Origin of the sequence: Nocardioides zeae (genome assembly GCF_010686755.1) — a bacterium.
Taxonomy (GTDB): domain Bacteria; phylum Actinomycetota; class Actinomycetes; order Propionibacteriales; family Nocardioidaceae; genus Nocardioides; species Nocardioides zeae.
In genome coordinates, this window is the sequence record NZ_JAAGXA010000018.1 from 16,372 (window position 1) to 30,027 (window position 13,656).

The window sequence follows — 13,656 nt, forward strand, 5'->3', positions numbered from 1 at the left end:
GGCTCAGGACTGGTCGGGCTGCGGCGGGTGCACGGTGTCGAGCACCTCGTGGACGACGTCGACGGGCCGGTGCCCCGCCAGCAGCGCGTCGCGCGTGAGGACGGTGCGGTGGGCGAGGACCGGCTCGGCCAGCCGCTGGACGTCGTGGGGCACCACGTAGTGCCGGCCCTGGGACGCGGCGTACACCTGCAGGCAGCGCACGAGGGCCTTGAGGCCGCGGGTGGACGCCCCGAGCCGCACCCGCGGGTCGGTGCGGATCGCGACGCCGATCTCCCGCACGTAGCGCAGCAGCGGGTCCGCGACGTGGAGCATCGTCAGCCGCTGCGCGGCGGCTGCGACGACGCCCGGGGTGGAGACCACGGGCACGTCGTCGACACGGCCGGCGTGGCTGCCCGGACGGAGCACGTCGAGCTCGTGCTCGGCGTCGGGATACCCCAGTGCGGTGCGCACCAGGAACCGGTCGAGCTGGGCCTCCGGGAGGCGGTAGGTGCCGTCGAGGTCGACGGGGTTCTGGGTGGCGATCACGACGAACGGGTCCGGTACGGCGCGGGTGGACCCGTCGACGGTGACCGTCCGCTCCTCCATGACCTCCAGCAGGGCGGACTGGGTCTTCGCCGCCGCCCGGTTGATCTCGTCGGCGAGCACGACGTGGGCGAAGACGGGTCCGGGCCGGAAGCGCACCTCGCCGCTGCGCGGGTCGAAGACCGTCGTGCCCGTGACGTCGCTCGGCAGCAGGTCGGGCGTGAACTGCACCCGGCGCATCTCGCCGCCGAGGGCCCGTGCGACCGCCCGCGCCAGGGTGGTCTTGCCGGTGCCGGGCACGTCCTCGAGCAGCACGTGGCCCCCCGCGATCGCCGCGACGAGCACGAGGTCGACGGTCGCCCGCTTGCCGTGCACGGCGACCTCGACCGCGTCCCCGAGCCGCTGGTGGAGCCGGCGGAACTCGGCGACGTCCGTCTCGGTGACGGGGCCGGAGGCGCGGGGGCTGTCGGCGATGGCGGTCACGTAGGTCCTCTCGGGGGAACGGCTGTCGCGGTCGGGACGGGTGTCAGGGGATCTGCTGGCCCTCGCAGAGCGCGGTCTGCGAGGTGGTGAAGGTGTAGACCTGGCTCTGCGCCGTCGTGCGTCCGTTGTCGGCGATGAAAGTGATGGAGCGGTTGCGGGTGATGGTGCGGCTGGCGCCCCGGTCGCAGGCCACCCACTGGTAGCCGTCGTTGTAGCTCAGCGTCAACGACGTCTGGCCGCACTCCATCGCGCCGCCCCCCGATTCGGTCTCGTAGCGGCACGTGCCGGTGAAGGCCGACCAGTCCGCCGCCGGCGCGAGCGTGAGGGTGACGTCGCCGAAGCCCTCGTAGGTCAGGTTGCCGCCGCTCTCGCCCGTCACGTGCTGGTTGCCGCCCGCGGGCAGCCGGGGGGCGCTGGCGGCGCTCTCGCCGATGACCGCGCTCGCGGCGTCGCCCTCGCCCTGGGCGTTGAGGGCCGTCACGCGCACCGTCGTGCGGCCGGCGTCGCACTCCTCGGCGCCGGTGTCGGCGCAGGGGACCGCCCACGAGGCGGACCGGGCGTCGGCCGGGAGGTCCTGCGACTGGGTGGTCTGCGGGTTGCCACCCGTGAACACGACCCGGTAGCCCGTGATCGGTGAGCCGTTGTCCGCGGGCGCCTGCCACGACGCGGTGGCCGGCACGGTGCCGGCGGTGTGGGGGCCCGCGCCCACGGACCCGGTGAGCCCGCCGGGCATGCCGGGTCGGGTGCTGGCGGTGACGGGCGCCGACGGGGCCGAGCTGGCGCGACGGGTGCCGTCCACGGCCGTCACGACGAACTGCGCGGGCTGCCCGACGGGGATGGTCAGGCGGGCCGACCGGTCGGCCGGCCCCGCCCGCGTGTACGACGTGTCGGAGCCGACCACGGTGATGTCGAAGCCCGTGGTCGCGGCGGGGCCACCGTGCTGCCACGTGACCACCGCGACGGTGCCGTTCTCCAGCGTGGCGGTGACCGCCGTGGGTGCCTGGAGGTCCGCCGGCTGCTCGCTCGGCGGCGGCTCCGTCGGGTTGGTCGGGTTCGTTGGGTTCGTCGGGTTGCCGGGGTTGCTCGGGGGCGGGTCGTCGTCACCGCCGCCGTTCGGCGGCGCACCGCCACCGCCCGGCGGGACGGTGCCCGGCGGGCCGACGGGGGGCACGGTGGGGCCGCCGGTGGGCGGGCTGGTCGGGGGCGTCGGAGCGGTCGCGGTGCCGGTGGGCGGCGTGCCGCTCGAGACCGGGGCCGTCGGCGCGGTGGGGGGCGTCGAGGGCGGCGGGTCCGGCAGGTCCTCCGGGTCGGGGCGGTCGGCGTCGGCGATGTCCCGCACCTGCTCCTGGGTCGGCGGCGTGCGGCTGCCGGCCAGACGGGTGGGGGCGACGCGGTCGTCGTACCGCGTGAGGTCGCTGATGCGGCCGTCGGGCCGCACGACGAGGCCGGCCTGCGAGCCCGGCACGTTGACGATGAGGTTGCCGTCGTCGACCACCAGCTCGGCGTCGCGCTCCCCGGGCACGGGGATGTCCGCCGAGGCACGGCGACCGGAGCCGTCGAGCACGACGATCCGGCCGGCGCCGTCGCACGGCACGTAGACGAGGTCGCGGTGCACCGCCGGCCGTCCCGGCTTCGAGCAGGCGATGGTGGTGAGGTCGACCTCGCGGAGCTCGTCGGCCCCCACGATGACGACGGTGCCGGTCTCCGGGGAGGCGACCGGGGCCAGGTCCGCCGGCGCCGAGGCGGGCGCCAGCAGGTTCCCGACCAGGGACGGGGCGTCGCCCACGACGTCGTCACCGGTGCCGACCTGCACGACGATGCCGGCGTCGGGTCCGAAGACCGTGACACCCCGGTCGTGCCCCACGAGCACGGAGCCGTCGCCCGCGTAGTCGACGTCCTCCTCGCGCTCGGTGACGAAGCGTCGCTCGGCGTCGGACCAGCGGAGCTCCACCAGGCTGCCGACCTCGTCGATGGCCCAGACGCGCCCCTGGCCGTCGATGGTGGCGTCGGCCAGCCCCTCGGTGGCGACCCAGCGCTCGCCGATCGCGTCGGTGGTCGAGGGGTCGATGTGGGAGATCGAGCTCGTGGAGCGGTCGACGAGGAAGGCCTTGCCGTCGTGGAGGAGGAGGTCGGTGGCGCCGCCCGAGGCCACGCGGCGCTGGCCCGACACCAGCACGGAGGCCAGGTCGACCGAGAACACCTCGCCGGTCGTGCGGTTCGTGACGAAGAGACGGCCGTCGGCCTGGGAGACGTCGAGGTCCTCACCGGGCGCACCCACGGCGAGGCGCTTCTCGGGGCGACCGGTGGCGGGGTTGACCTGGATGATCTCGCCCGACGGGTCGTCCGAGATCCAGGTGAGCCCGTCGGTGATGTCGACGACCGTGCGCGAGAGCCCCTGGCCGAAGGCGAGCCCGGCGACCAGCGAGGCGCCGACGATGGCCACCGAGATCTCGGCGCTGCCGCGGGAGTCGCGTCGACGCTTCCCCCGCAAGCGTCGACGCAGGCGCGCCAGTGGGGACGCGTCGGTCCCACCGGCGGTGTCGGCCGTGTCGGCCGGTGGGGCCGCTCCGTCCCGAGACTCCGTGGTCATCGCCCGTCCTGTCCCTCGTGCGTCGCGGCCACGAGCTGCGCGACCGTGGCGGAGCCTGCCTCGCACCACAGCCCGCGACCCGGACCGGTCAACGGTTCCAGCGTCTTCGTCGGCACGGTGACGCCGAAGACGTCGCCCTCGTTCCACTCCGGGTGGAGCAGGAAACCTCGGCGGCGCTGCTTCAGTGCCGTGACCAGGCCCGGCACCAGGCCCGGCTTGCGTGCCTCGGCGACGTCCACCGAGACCACGGCGGCGAGCCGACCGGCCGCCGGGTCGAGCAGCTCCAGCAGGCGCGTCCGGGCGGTCTTGTGAGCATCGTCCGTGCAGGCAGCATCCCATCGTTGGACGTCGTCGGCCACGAGCAGCACCCAGGAACCTTCCGTCCCGTCGGCGGCCGCGGACGCCCGTCCGAGTGCCTCCTCGAGCGCTGCCACGGCCTCGAGGAGCGTGTCGGCGCGGACGACCTCGGGCGGCACGTCGGACCGCGCGGCCAGCTCGACGACTCCCCCGAGGGCGCTCGTGCGGCCCGTCCCGGCACGGCCGGCGACGACCACCGGACCCGCGAGGAGGTCGACCGTCAGCACCCCGACCGCGTCCGCGTCGACGGCGATCGGCGTGCGGCTGCCCTGCGGGGACGGCAGGGCGTCGGCGGGCAGCCGTGCGGGCATCGGGGGCACGGCCGCCGAGCCCCGCCCGGCCGTGCGGGGCTCGAGCAGGGCCGCGACCTCACGCATCCGCTCGGCCTGCACGGGCGTGCCGGCGCCGCCCGTCGTCGCCACCTGCAGCATCTGCTTGCCGAGCAGGCCGGTGCCCGGCGTGGTCTCGGCGTCGAGCACGTTGCCGGGGGCGCCGAGCATCAGGTAGTCGTCGTTCGTGGTCATCCGCAGGATGATCCGGCGGCCGAACGACGCCGCGATCGAGGTCGGCACGCCGGTGCGACCCGGGGCGGTGGCGACGACGTGGACACCGACGCGACGGCCGTTCTGCAGCACGTTCTGGAGGTGCTCGACGTGGTCGCGCGCGAGCCCGCCGGCCTTCTCGAACGCCTCCAGCACGGCCGGCAGGTTGTCGAGCAGCAGGTAGACCCGCGGCAGCACGTGGCCGGCGCGCGCGAGGTCCTCGAGGTCGGCGCACCCGTTCGCCGCGAGGGCGGCCGAGCGGTCCGCGACCGTGCGCTTCAGCAGGCGCACGAGGCGCAGCACGCGACCCAGCTGGGTCTCGCCGACGACCGCCTCGACGGTGGGCAGGTCGGCGATCGCCTCCAGGCCGCCGCCGGCGTAGTCGATGGCGTAGACGTACGGCGCGACGCCGTGCCCGCTCCAGGCGTCACCCACGGAGGCCGTCACCGCGGCCGTGCGGAGCAGCTCCGTCTTGCCCGAGCCGGAGGCTCCGTGGACGAGCAGGTGCCCGACGCTGGTGAGGTCGACGTCGAGCCGGGGCTGACGCTGGTGGGCCGGGTCGTCGATCCCGCCGAGGTGGAGGTGACCGGACGGGTGCAGCCCGGCCTCGCGCGTGAGCTCGTCGAGGTCGAGCAGCAGCTCGGCCGGCAGCGGGGGCAGCCAGGGCTTGGGCGGGGCCGGCACGCCCGAGCGTCGGAACGCGGTGACGATCGTGGTCACGCAGCGCTCCAGGTCGGTCCGCGGGTCGAGCCGGGCGTCGGCCGCGGTGTCGGCCCGCGCGGCGCTCGCCGCGCTGAAGGCGTGCACGGTGACCGGCGAGCCGGTGCCGTCGATGGGCTGGCGCGCCCCCGTCCACGCCGACTGCACGAGCTCGGCCGTGCCGTGGCCCGTGCGGCGCAGCCACGCGCGACCGGGGGTCCGCCGCGAGATCCGCGCGGCCTCGGGCGAGTCGATGACGTCGCGCGAGTCGTCGGCCGCCGAGACGCGCAGCGCGATGCGCAGGTCGGTGTTGGCCCGGATGTTGCCGGTCACGACACCGGCGGGCCGCTGCGTCGCGAGGAGCACGTGCATGCCGAGCGAGCGGCCCCGCTGGGCGATGTTGACCATGCCGTCGACGAAGTCCGGGACCTCGGCGGTGAGGGCCGCGAACTCGTCGACGCAGATGAGCAGGCTGGGCGGCGCCTTGTCGGGGTGCTCGCGCTCGAGCTGCGTGAGGTCCTTGACGCCGTACTCGCCCAGGAGGTGCTCCCGCGCCGTGATCTCGGCGCCGAGCGAGGTGAGGGCGCGCTGCACGAGCGCGGGGGTGAGGTCGGTGATGTAGCCGACCGTGTGGGGCAGGTCCGCGCACTCCCGGAACGCCGCGCCGCCCTTGTAGTCGACGAGCAGGAAGCTGATCCGGTTCACCGGGTTGTTGAGGGCCAGCGAGCAGATGAGGGTCTGGAGCAGCTCCGACTTGCCGGAGCCGGTCGTGCCGGCGACGAGACCGTGCGGACCGTCGTCGCGGAGGTCGATCGTGACCGTCCCGTCGATGCCGGCGCCGATCTGGGCGCGCAGCCCGCGGCTCGCCCCCCAGCGCCGCAGCACGGCGTCGGTGTCGTCGAGGTCCTCGAGGTCGCCGCTCACCTCGGGCAGGCGCACGACGGCGGGGATCGAGGTGGAGGCGGGCAGCACGGCCGCCTCGTCGACGTACGCCGTCATGGTGCGCGCGCTGCGCCACGCGTGCGCGAGGGTGACGGCATCGGGGGTGTCGATGCGGTCGACGCCCCCGCGGTCGCCGACGTTGACGCTGCCGTCGTCCAGGTCGACGAGCAGACCGGTGGCGGCCGGCACCTCGGCGCGGCGGCGGCCCAGCCACAGCAGGTGGAGGCCGCGCTCGGCGCCGACGGCCGCGACCGCCTCGACGGTGCGGCGGGGGATGCCGGCGTCCTCGTCGATGAGGCAGAGGGTGTGGCCGCGGCCCCCGTCCTCGCTGGCGAGGTGGTCGAGGAGCGCCGTCGCCGCGCCGGGGCCGATGGCCACGGGCGGCTCGCCGCCGACGCGGGTGGTCGCGTGCGGCAGCCACCGGAGCCAGGCCTCGTGGTGCGCCCGCCCACGTCCCAGGCAGGCGGCGACCGTGAGGTCCGCGGGGGAGTGGTCGAACGCCAGCCGCAGGCTGAGCGCCCGCACGAGGGCGTCGACCGCGTCGGTCTCACCGGTCAGCGCCAGCAGTCCGTGCGCCGTGAGGTCGACGACGACGGGCATGTCGGGCAGCGTCGCGCGGGCGTCGAGCTCGGCCGCCACCTCGCGGCGGAGCGGGCGGTCACCGCCGTCCTTCACGTCGCCGCGCAGCAGCGCGGGCACGGTGCCGATCCCCAGCCGGGTGTGGAGGAACGCCGTGCGCGTCTCGCTCCGCGCCCACAGGTAGGGGTCCCGCTGCGCGGCCCGGGTGCGCAGCGTCTCCGCGTCGGGGTAGTCGTCGTGGAACTGCTCCCGCTGGCGGCGGGCCTGGTCGTCGATGAGCGCGAGCATGCCGTCGACGTCGGTCCGCCACTCGGCGGCCTCCTCCTCGAACTGCTTCCGGGCCGCCCGCTGCTGCTGGCGCCAGCCGAGGTAGCCGAACATCGGCCACGCCAGCATGTACACGAGCGCGTACGGCGTCTGCGACCGCGCGAAGATCGCGAGGCCCATGATCATGGGGAGCGCGAGCATGGCCCACGGCAGCGGCGAGGGCTTGTTGCGGGTCGGCGGGGACGGTACGTCGAGGGTCTCGTCGAGCAGCGGCTCGCCGAAGCGCGGCGGGCGGAAGACGGAGACGGCCGTGTCGTCGACCGGCACCTCGCCCGGGTCGACCACGACCGTCGTGCGACCCAGGCGGATCGGGGTGCCCCAGTCCACCTCGCGCCCCGTCGTGACCTGCTCGCCCGCCACGGTCGTGCCGTTGGCGGAGCCCGCGTCGTACACGGTCGGGCGGGTGCCGAGCACCACCCGCACGTGCTGCGTCGAGACCAGCGGGTCGGTGAGGCGCATCGTGCAGGTCGTGCCGCGGCCCACGGTCAGCGCGTTGGAGCGCACCTGCAGGCGCTGGCCGGAGTCGGGCCCGTCGACGACGCGCAGCACCGCGCGGGGACGTGAGGTGCTGCTGTGGCGGTGCAGCCACGAGGCGGGGGCGGTGACGACGTCGAGGAGGTCGCCGGTGCGCAGGCCGCACTCGGTGAGGACCCGGTCGGCGGGCCAGGGGTGCCCGCCGTCGACGGGCACGAGCATGAGGTGCGCCTGGTGGGGGGCCAGGTGCCGGCCGAACGCGCGCGCCAGGTCGGCCACCGTGGCGTCGGGCTTGGCGTGGACGACCACGTCGACCGAGGGCAGGCCCGACTCGGGCGGGGTGCTCAACGAGAGCGTCCACTGCTGCACGATCGGCTCCTTGCTCGCGGAGGGCCGCGGTCAAACCTGCCGACGGGTGTCGGGGCAGGCGGGGAGAGGGCGGGACGACGACGCGGGGGCCGCCGGCCGAAGCCGGCGACCCCCGTCGCGGTGCGGGTGAGGCGTCAGGCCGAGACCTGCTCCTGCTCCTGCGCCTGGTTGTTGATCAGCGTGGAGAAGTCGTTGAGCTGGGCGACGACCTGGGTGAGCATCGCGCGGTACTCCGAGTTCCAGGAGGTGCGGGTGCGCTCGGCGTCGGGGCCGACCCACTCGAAGGACTCGAGCGACTGGGTGAGACGAGCCGTGAGCTGCTCGAGCTCGCCGGCGCCCTGCGTGATCTGCTGGGCCGACTGGCGGCCACCCTCGATGTCCATACCCTTCATGGCCATGGCGGTACTCCTTCGTGTTGGTTGGTGCCGTGCGGCGGATGGTCGTGCTGGGGGTGCTGCGGGTCAGGCTGGTCAGGCTGGTGGTGCGGATCGTGCGGTCAGTTGCCCATGCGGGAACGGACGTGCGAGGTGGCCTCGGCCGCGGTGATGCGGCCGTCGCCGTTGACGTCGAGCTCGCGGTTCTGGTGGTAGGCCTGCGTGCCCTGGTTGAACATCGTGGTGTCGGGCTCCATCGGCCGGCCGCCGAGGACGCTCGTGTAGACGTTCTCGAGCGAGTCGAGGCGACCGCGGTGGGGCTCGAAGTAGCGCTCGACGTACTGCAGCTGCTCCGTCGGCGTCATGCGGGACAGCGCCTCGGTGGAGGTGCCGAGCCCGGCCGCGGTGTCGGGCATGAACTGGATGAGCCCGGTCGCGCCGCTCCGCGGGTTGACCACGTCGGAGCTGAAGCGCCCGCCGGTCTCGAAGCTCATCGTCGCCAGCAGGTGCTCCGGCTGGGCGCCGACGCGGGCGGCGACACCCTCGACCTCGCGGAGGAACTCGGGCGTGACGTTCTCGTTGCCGCGCACGCCCTGGATCTGGTTGTAGTCGTAGCCCGTGGGCGACGTGAAGCCCGTGCCGTGCGCGACCTCGAGCGGGTGGTCGGCGCGCCAGGCCTGGTAGGCGGCCTGCGTGTTCGAGCCCCAGACGCCGTCGCTGCCGCGGGTGTCGTAACCCGCCGCGGTGAGGCGCTGCTGCAGCTCGCGGACGTCCTCGCCGCGGCTGCCGCGACCGTTCTCGCCGGCGAGCTTCTCGATGGCCGCGTCGCCGCCCTGGCCGCGACCGGCCAGCGCCGCGCCGCCGAGACCGAGCGCGGCCGCACCGCCGGCGAGGCCTGCTGCCGCGCCGTACGACGGCTTGTCGCCCGTCGTGGAGACCGAGTCGCCGGTCGGGTTGAGGGCCGCGCTGCCGAGCGAGTCCGCGCCGGGCGTCGTGCCGCCGGTCGTGATGCCGGAGGCGCCCGCCGCCGGTGCGCCGGCGGGGATCGAGCCGCTGCCGCCGTCGACGGAGCCGCCGCCGAGCGCGGGCGAGGCACCGCCGCTGGTCCCGCCTCCGGTGCCGCCACCGGAGCCACCGCCCGTGCCGGTCGGCAGGGCGCCGCCGATCTCGGGGCGGGCGCTGGAGGTGGGGGCCGGGGTGGAGAGGGAGGAGCCGGTGCCGCTGCCGAGCGAGGGCGTCGCGTAGACCGGCGTCGTCGCCGACGAGGGGGAGGCGCCGATGGGGGAGGTCGTGGTCGTCGTCGTGCCGGGGATGGTCACGCCGTCGGCCGTCGTCGTGGTCGTCGACGTGGTGGTCGTCGTCGTGCCCGGCGTGCCGGGGGTGAGCGGCTGGGTCGGGGCGATGGAGCCGCCGTTCCACGACGACAGCGGGGCCTTCGACTGCTCGGTCTGCAGCGGGCTGGTGTAGGTCGGCAGCGTGCTGAAGTCGACCGTCTCGCCGGCGCTGACCTGGTCCTGCGCCTCGGCGTTCGCGCCGAGCACCTGGGCGAACATGCCCAGCGCCATCGAGATCTTCTGCAGCCAGGGGAGCACCTGGGTCTCCAGGAAGGTCGCGTACGCCGCGCTCGCACCGCCGGTGAAGAAGGACGCCGCCCGGAGGAGCGCGATGAGCGCCCTCACGAACGTGATCACCTGGTCGGTGATCTCCTTGCCCTCCTGGCACTTCTGCTGCGCCTCGCGGAGCTCATCGGTGTCCGCCCCGAGAAAAGCCATCGTCGTCGCCTCCCTTGCTGCCTCGTCGCCAGGTCTGCGCCGGCGGTGTCTGGGGTGTCTGAGGTGGTGCGTCTGCTGCTGGGTGCCGCTCCGGTGTCGCCACCTCGGCACGTCCTGGACGCTAGGGGCCTCGCGGACCCCCGGGGAAGGCCGCGGCGGGTGGAAGGTTCCTCCCCGCCGGCCGCGTCGAGGTGGACGAGACACGACGAGCCGGCACGGAGGACCGTGCCGGCTCGCGGGTGCTGCGGGTGCTGAGGGTGCTGCGGGTGGTGCGGGTGCTGCGGGTGCTGACCTGGGGTCAGGAGCTGGCCTCGTCCTGCCGGTCGGCGTGCACGCACAGCACGCGGCCCTGGTCGGAGAGGGACTCGGAGGCGGCGGCGGCGCTGGGCGCGAAGGAGCCCGTCCAGTCGCTCTCGAAGCTCGACCGGTCGGGGCCCTGCCAGTTGAGGCCGCTGATCATCGCGCTGATGCTGGAGACGACGCCGGCGACCTGGCCGGCGTGCTCGCCCATGTTCTGGCCGACCGAGCGGGCGTACTCGGTGTCCATGCCCTGCATGCTGCTGCTCATGGCTCCTCCTGCTGCGTCGGGTGGGCGCGGCCGGGGCCGCGCGTGCTGGTGCCCGAGGCTAGGGAGGAGGGGCCCGCGGGGCCTAGGCCCGCGGGGGTGGAACGTTCCGCCGTGCGGCGGCCCGCTCGGCCTCGTCGAGGTCCTCCGTCGTCACCAACCGGATCTCCGCCGTGCGCCGCCCGATCGCGAACCGCACGTTCTGCGCCCGCCCGCTGCCCGCCCGGAACGGATCGTCCTTCGGGCCGAACGCCAGGGCCGAGATGGAGCGGATGGCGTCGTCGACCCGCTGCGCCCGCTCGAGGTTCCAGGCGTAGCCGTGCCAGTGGAGGATGCGCTCGTAGATCTCGCGGTTGGACGGGGGCCGGGGGTAGTCGTCGGTGCCGGAGAGCCAGGGCTCGGCGAGCGCGAGCGCGACGTACCACTCCCGGCTCTGCCGCGGCAGCATCGGCGCGGGGGCCGTGGCCCCGTCGTCCGCGTCGTCGGCGTCCGGTCGGGGCATCGCGACCACGGGGCCGCTGCCGCTGGGGGTGACCTCGATGCTGACGGAGAGGTCGTCGTAGGTGTCCCCGGCCAGCCGCCCGCGCATGACGACGAGCTGGTTCTCGCCCTCGTCGAGCAGCAGGGACATGCCCTCGGTGACCGTGACGCGCCGGGCCCCGCCGGGCGCGTCGAAGAGGCTGGACACCTGTGTCTCGCCGGACCCGTGCCACCGCAGGCGGGCGATCTCCTCGCCCACGATCAGCTCGCCGAGCACGCGGGAGACGTGGGGGGCGCAGCGGGGGAGCGCGATGGCGGTGATCCGCAGGGCGTTCTCCGGGCTCTCCTCCGGGACGGCGCGGTCCGGTGACCGTCCGAAGAAGAGGGTCTCGCCGGACCCCAGCGTCACCGTCGGCAGGCCGGCCCCCCGCAACGTCACCCGCAGCATGGACCGATCCAACCACACGGCACGGCCGGAGCAGGGTGGTCGAGACGACACCGTCGAGTGAACATTTGTCCACTGAAACGGTTGACCCGGGCCCGTCGTCGGCGGACCCTGGAGGGCGTGTCACCGACGTCCACCGCGCCCGCCCCGCCGACCGCAGGGTCCCGCCCCGCCGCCGACCCGGGGGTGCTCGACGCGCTGACGCTGCTGCTCGAGGTGACCGACGAGCTCGTCGTGCGCAGCGTCCGCGACACCCACCGCGCCGTCGCCGCGCGGGTCGGCGCGCTCGTGCGCGCGACGACCCTCGGCGCCGGTGGCGGACCCGTCCGGGCGCACGACCTCGTCGCCGAGGGCGTGTACGGCGCGATCGGGCGCTCGCTGCGCGGGGCTGCCCGGGGGACGGGTGCCCTGGCCGCGCGCGGCACCGGGCCGGGCCTCGACGAGCGGGGCGTGGGTCGACAGCTCCGCGCCGCGGTGAACGGCCTCATCGGCGACCGCCTCGACACGGAGCGACGTGCCCTGGCGATCCGGATGGCCCCGCGGGTGGGCGGGCGCGACGTCGAGGTGACGCGCACGGGTCTCGCCGCGGCGTACCCGGCTGCGACGCCGCGCGTCGCGATCTTCCTCCACGGCCTCGGCGAGAGCGACGAGGTGTGGCGCCTGGGACGCGCGGAGCGGGGGTCGACCTACCCGGAGGACCTCGAGGCCGCCGGCTGGACCCCCGTCGTGCTGCGGATGAACTCGGGTCTCGGGCTGCGCCCCAACGGCGTCGCGCTGGCCTCGCTCCTCGACCGGCTCGTCACGGCGTGGCCGACCGACGTGGAGCGGATCGCGCTCGTGGGCCACTCCATGGGCGGCCTCGTCATGCGCGCGGCCGCGGCCGTGGTCCCGACGGTGGACGCCGGGGGGCACGCCGCGGGCGAGCGCCCGTGGGTCGCACGGGTGAGCGACGTGGTCACCCTCGGCACGCCGCACCGGGGAGCGCCGCTCGCGGCGCTCGTGGGGCGGGGGAGCTCGCTCCTGGGCGTGCTCGAGGAGAGCGCCGCCTTCGGCCGCATCCTCGACGAGCGCTCCGTCGGGGTGCGGGACCTCGTCGAGGGGCTCGGCCACGACGTCCCGCCCCTTCCGCACGCGCGCTACCGGCTCGTGTCGGGCACGGTCTCGCGCTCGCCGCGCCACCCGGTCGGCGCCGTGCTGGGCGACCTCCTCGTGCGGGAGGCCTCCGCCTACGGGCGGCGGGGACGCTCGTGGGACGACCTGTTCGCGGACGTGGAGGCGGAGACGCTCCACGTGGGGGGCGCGGGCCACTTCGCGCTGCTCAACCACCCCGAGGTGGCCGACCGCCTGCTGCGCTGGCTCTCCTGATCGCGGTGCTCGACCGGAGCCGGCGACCGGGGCGGGAGAGGCGCCCGATCGCTCTCGGCGAACCGAATCCGCTGTCGGCGAACAGGGGCCGGATCGCCGTGGAAGTGTCCGTGGTTCGGGCTAGTGTCGCGACCGTGAACCCGAACCCACAGATGAACGGTGCCGCGGGATTCAACCCGCTCGACGACCACATCTACTCCCGGCTGCTCCGCGAGCGGATCGTCTTCCTCGGCTCGGAGGTGCGCGACCAGAACGCCAACGCGATCTGCGCCCAGCTGCTGCTGCTCTCGGCGGAGGACCCGGAGGCGGACATCTTCCTCCACATCAACTCGCCGGGTGGATCGGTCGACGCCGGCATGGCGATCTACGACACGATGAACTACATCCCCAACGACGTCGCGACGGTCGGCATGGGCCTGGCCGCGTCGATGGGCCAGTTCCTGCTCTGCGCCGGCGCGAAGGGCAAGCGCTACGCGCTGCCCCACGCGCGGATCATGATGCACCAGCCCTCCTCGGGCATGGGTGGCTCGGCCTCCGACATCAAGATCCAGGCGCAGCAGTCGCTGCACATCAAGAAGGTGCTGCTCGAGCTCATCTCCGAGCACACGGGCCAGAGCATCGAGCAGGTCACCAACGACGCCGATCGCGACCGCTGGTTCACCGCCGCGGAGGCGAAGGACTACGGCCTGGTGGACAACGTGATCACCAGTGCGCGCGAGGCCGCCGACCAGGGCCGCCCGGCCCACCAGAACGACTGAGGGAAGGGCGCGA

At 74.8% G+C, this 13,656-nt stretch carries 9 protein-coding genes; 2 read left to right on the forward strand and 7 right to left on the reverse strand.

Features of this window, described 5'->3' with window-relative positions; all coding sequences use genetic code 11:
• Positions 1-3: 3 nt before the first annotated feature.
• The 7 genes from G3T38_RS22825 to G3T38_RS18940 all read right to left on the reverse strand — a co-directional run bounded on the left by G3T38_RS22825 (position 4) and on the right by G3T38_RS18940 (position 11,523).
• Positions 4-1,005: an AAA family ATPase gene (locus G3T38_RS22825; RefSeq protein WP_307198476.1), complete on the reverse strand. Its 1,002-nt coding sequence runs from the start codon at positions 1,003-1,005 to the stop codon at positions 4-6.
• Between the two features lie 43 nt (positions 1,006-1,048).
• A complete protein-coding gene (locus G3T38_RS18915; protein WP_163774128.1) occupies positions 1,049-3,595 on the reverse strand; it encodes a fibronectin type III domain-containing protein in 2,547 nt (848 codons plus the stop codon).
• A complete protein-coding gene (locus tag G3T38_RS18920) occupies positions 3,592-7,884 on the reverse strand; it encodes an FtsK/SpoIIIE domain-containing protein (protein ID WP_163774129.1) in 4,293 nt (1,430 codons plus the stop codon). The genes G3T38_RS18915 and G3T38_RS18920 overlap by 4 nt, the downstream gene beginning before the upstream one ends.
• A gap of 134 nt (positions 7,885-8,018) precedes the next feature.
• Entirely contained in the window at positions 8,019-8,282 is a 264-nt protein-coding gene (locus G3T38_RS18925; RefSeq protein ID WP_163774130.1) for a hypothetical protein, read from the reverse strand.
• A gap of 98 nt (positions 8,283-8,380) precedes the next feature.
• On the reverse strand, positions 8,381-10,030 hold the full coding sequence (locus G3T38_RS18930) for a peptidoglycan-binding domain-containing protein (protein WP_163774131.1): 1,650 nt from the start codon (positions 10,028-10,030) through the stop codon (positions 8,381-8,383).
• A gap of 298 nt (positions 10,031-10,328) precedes the next feature.
• Positions 10,329-10,598 carry a hypothetical protein gene (locus tag G3T38_RS18935; protein ID WP_163774132.1) on the reverse strand — a complete coding sequence of 90 codons (270 nt, stop codon included), beginning with the start codon at positions 10,596-10,598 and terminating at the stop codon, positions 10,329-10,331.
• A gap of 82 nt (positions 10,599-10,680) precedes the next feature.
• Positions 10,681-11,523 carry a hypothetical protein gene (locus G3T38_RS18940; protein WP_163774133.1) on the reverse strand — a complete coding sequence of 281 codons (843 nt, stop codon included), beginning with the start codon at positions 11,521-11,523 and terminating at the stop codon, positions 10,681-10,683.
• Between the two features lie 117 nt (positions 11,524-11,640).
• Between G3T38_RS18940 and G3T38_RS18945 the strand changes: the two genes are divergently transcribed.
• Together G3T38_RS18945 and G3T38_RS18950 are read left to right on the forward strand one after the other, a co-directional pair.
• Positions 11,641-12,885 (forward strand): PGAP1-like alpha/beta domain-containing protein, encoded by a 1,245-nt coding sequence (locus G3T38_RS18945; protein WP_163774134.1) that lies wholly within the window; start codon positions 11,641-11,643, stop codon positions 12,883-12,885.
• Between the two features lie 152 nt (positions 12,886-13,037).
• Positions 13,038-13,643: an ATP-dependent Clp protease proteolytic subunit gene (locus tag G3T38_RS18950; RefSeq protein WP_163774160.1), complete on the forward strand. Its 606-nt coding sequence runs from the start codon at positions 13,038-13,040 to the stop codon at positions 13,641-13,643.
• Positions 13,644-13,656: the final 13 nt, after the last annotated feature.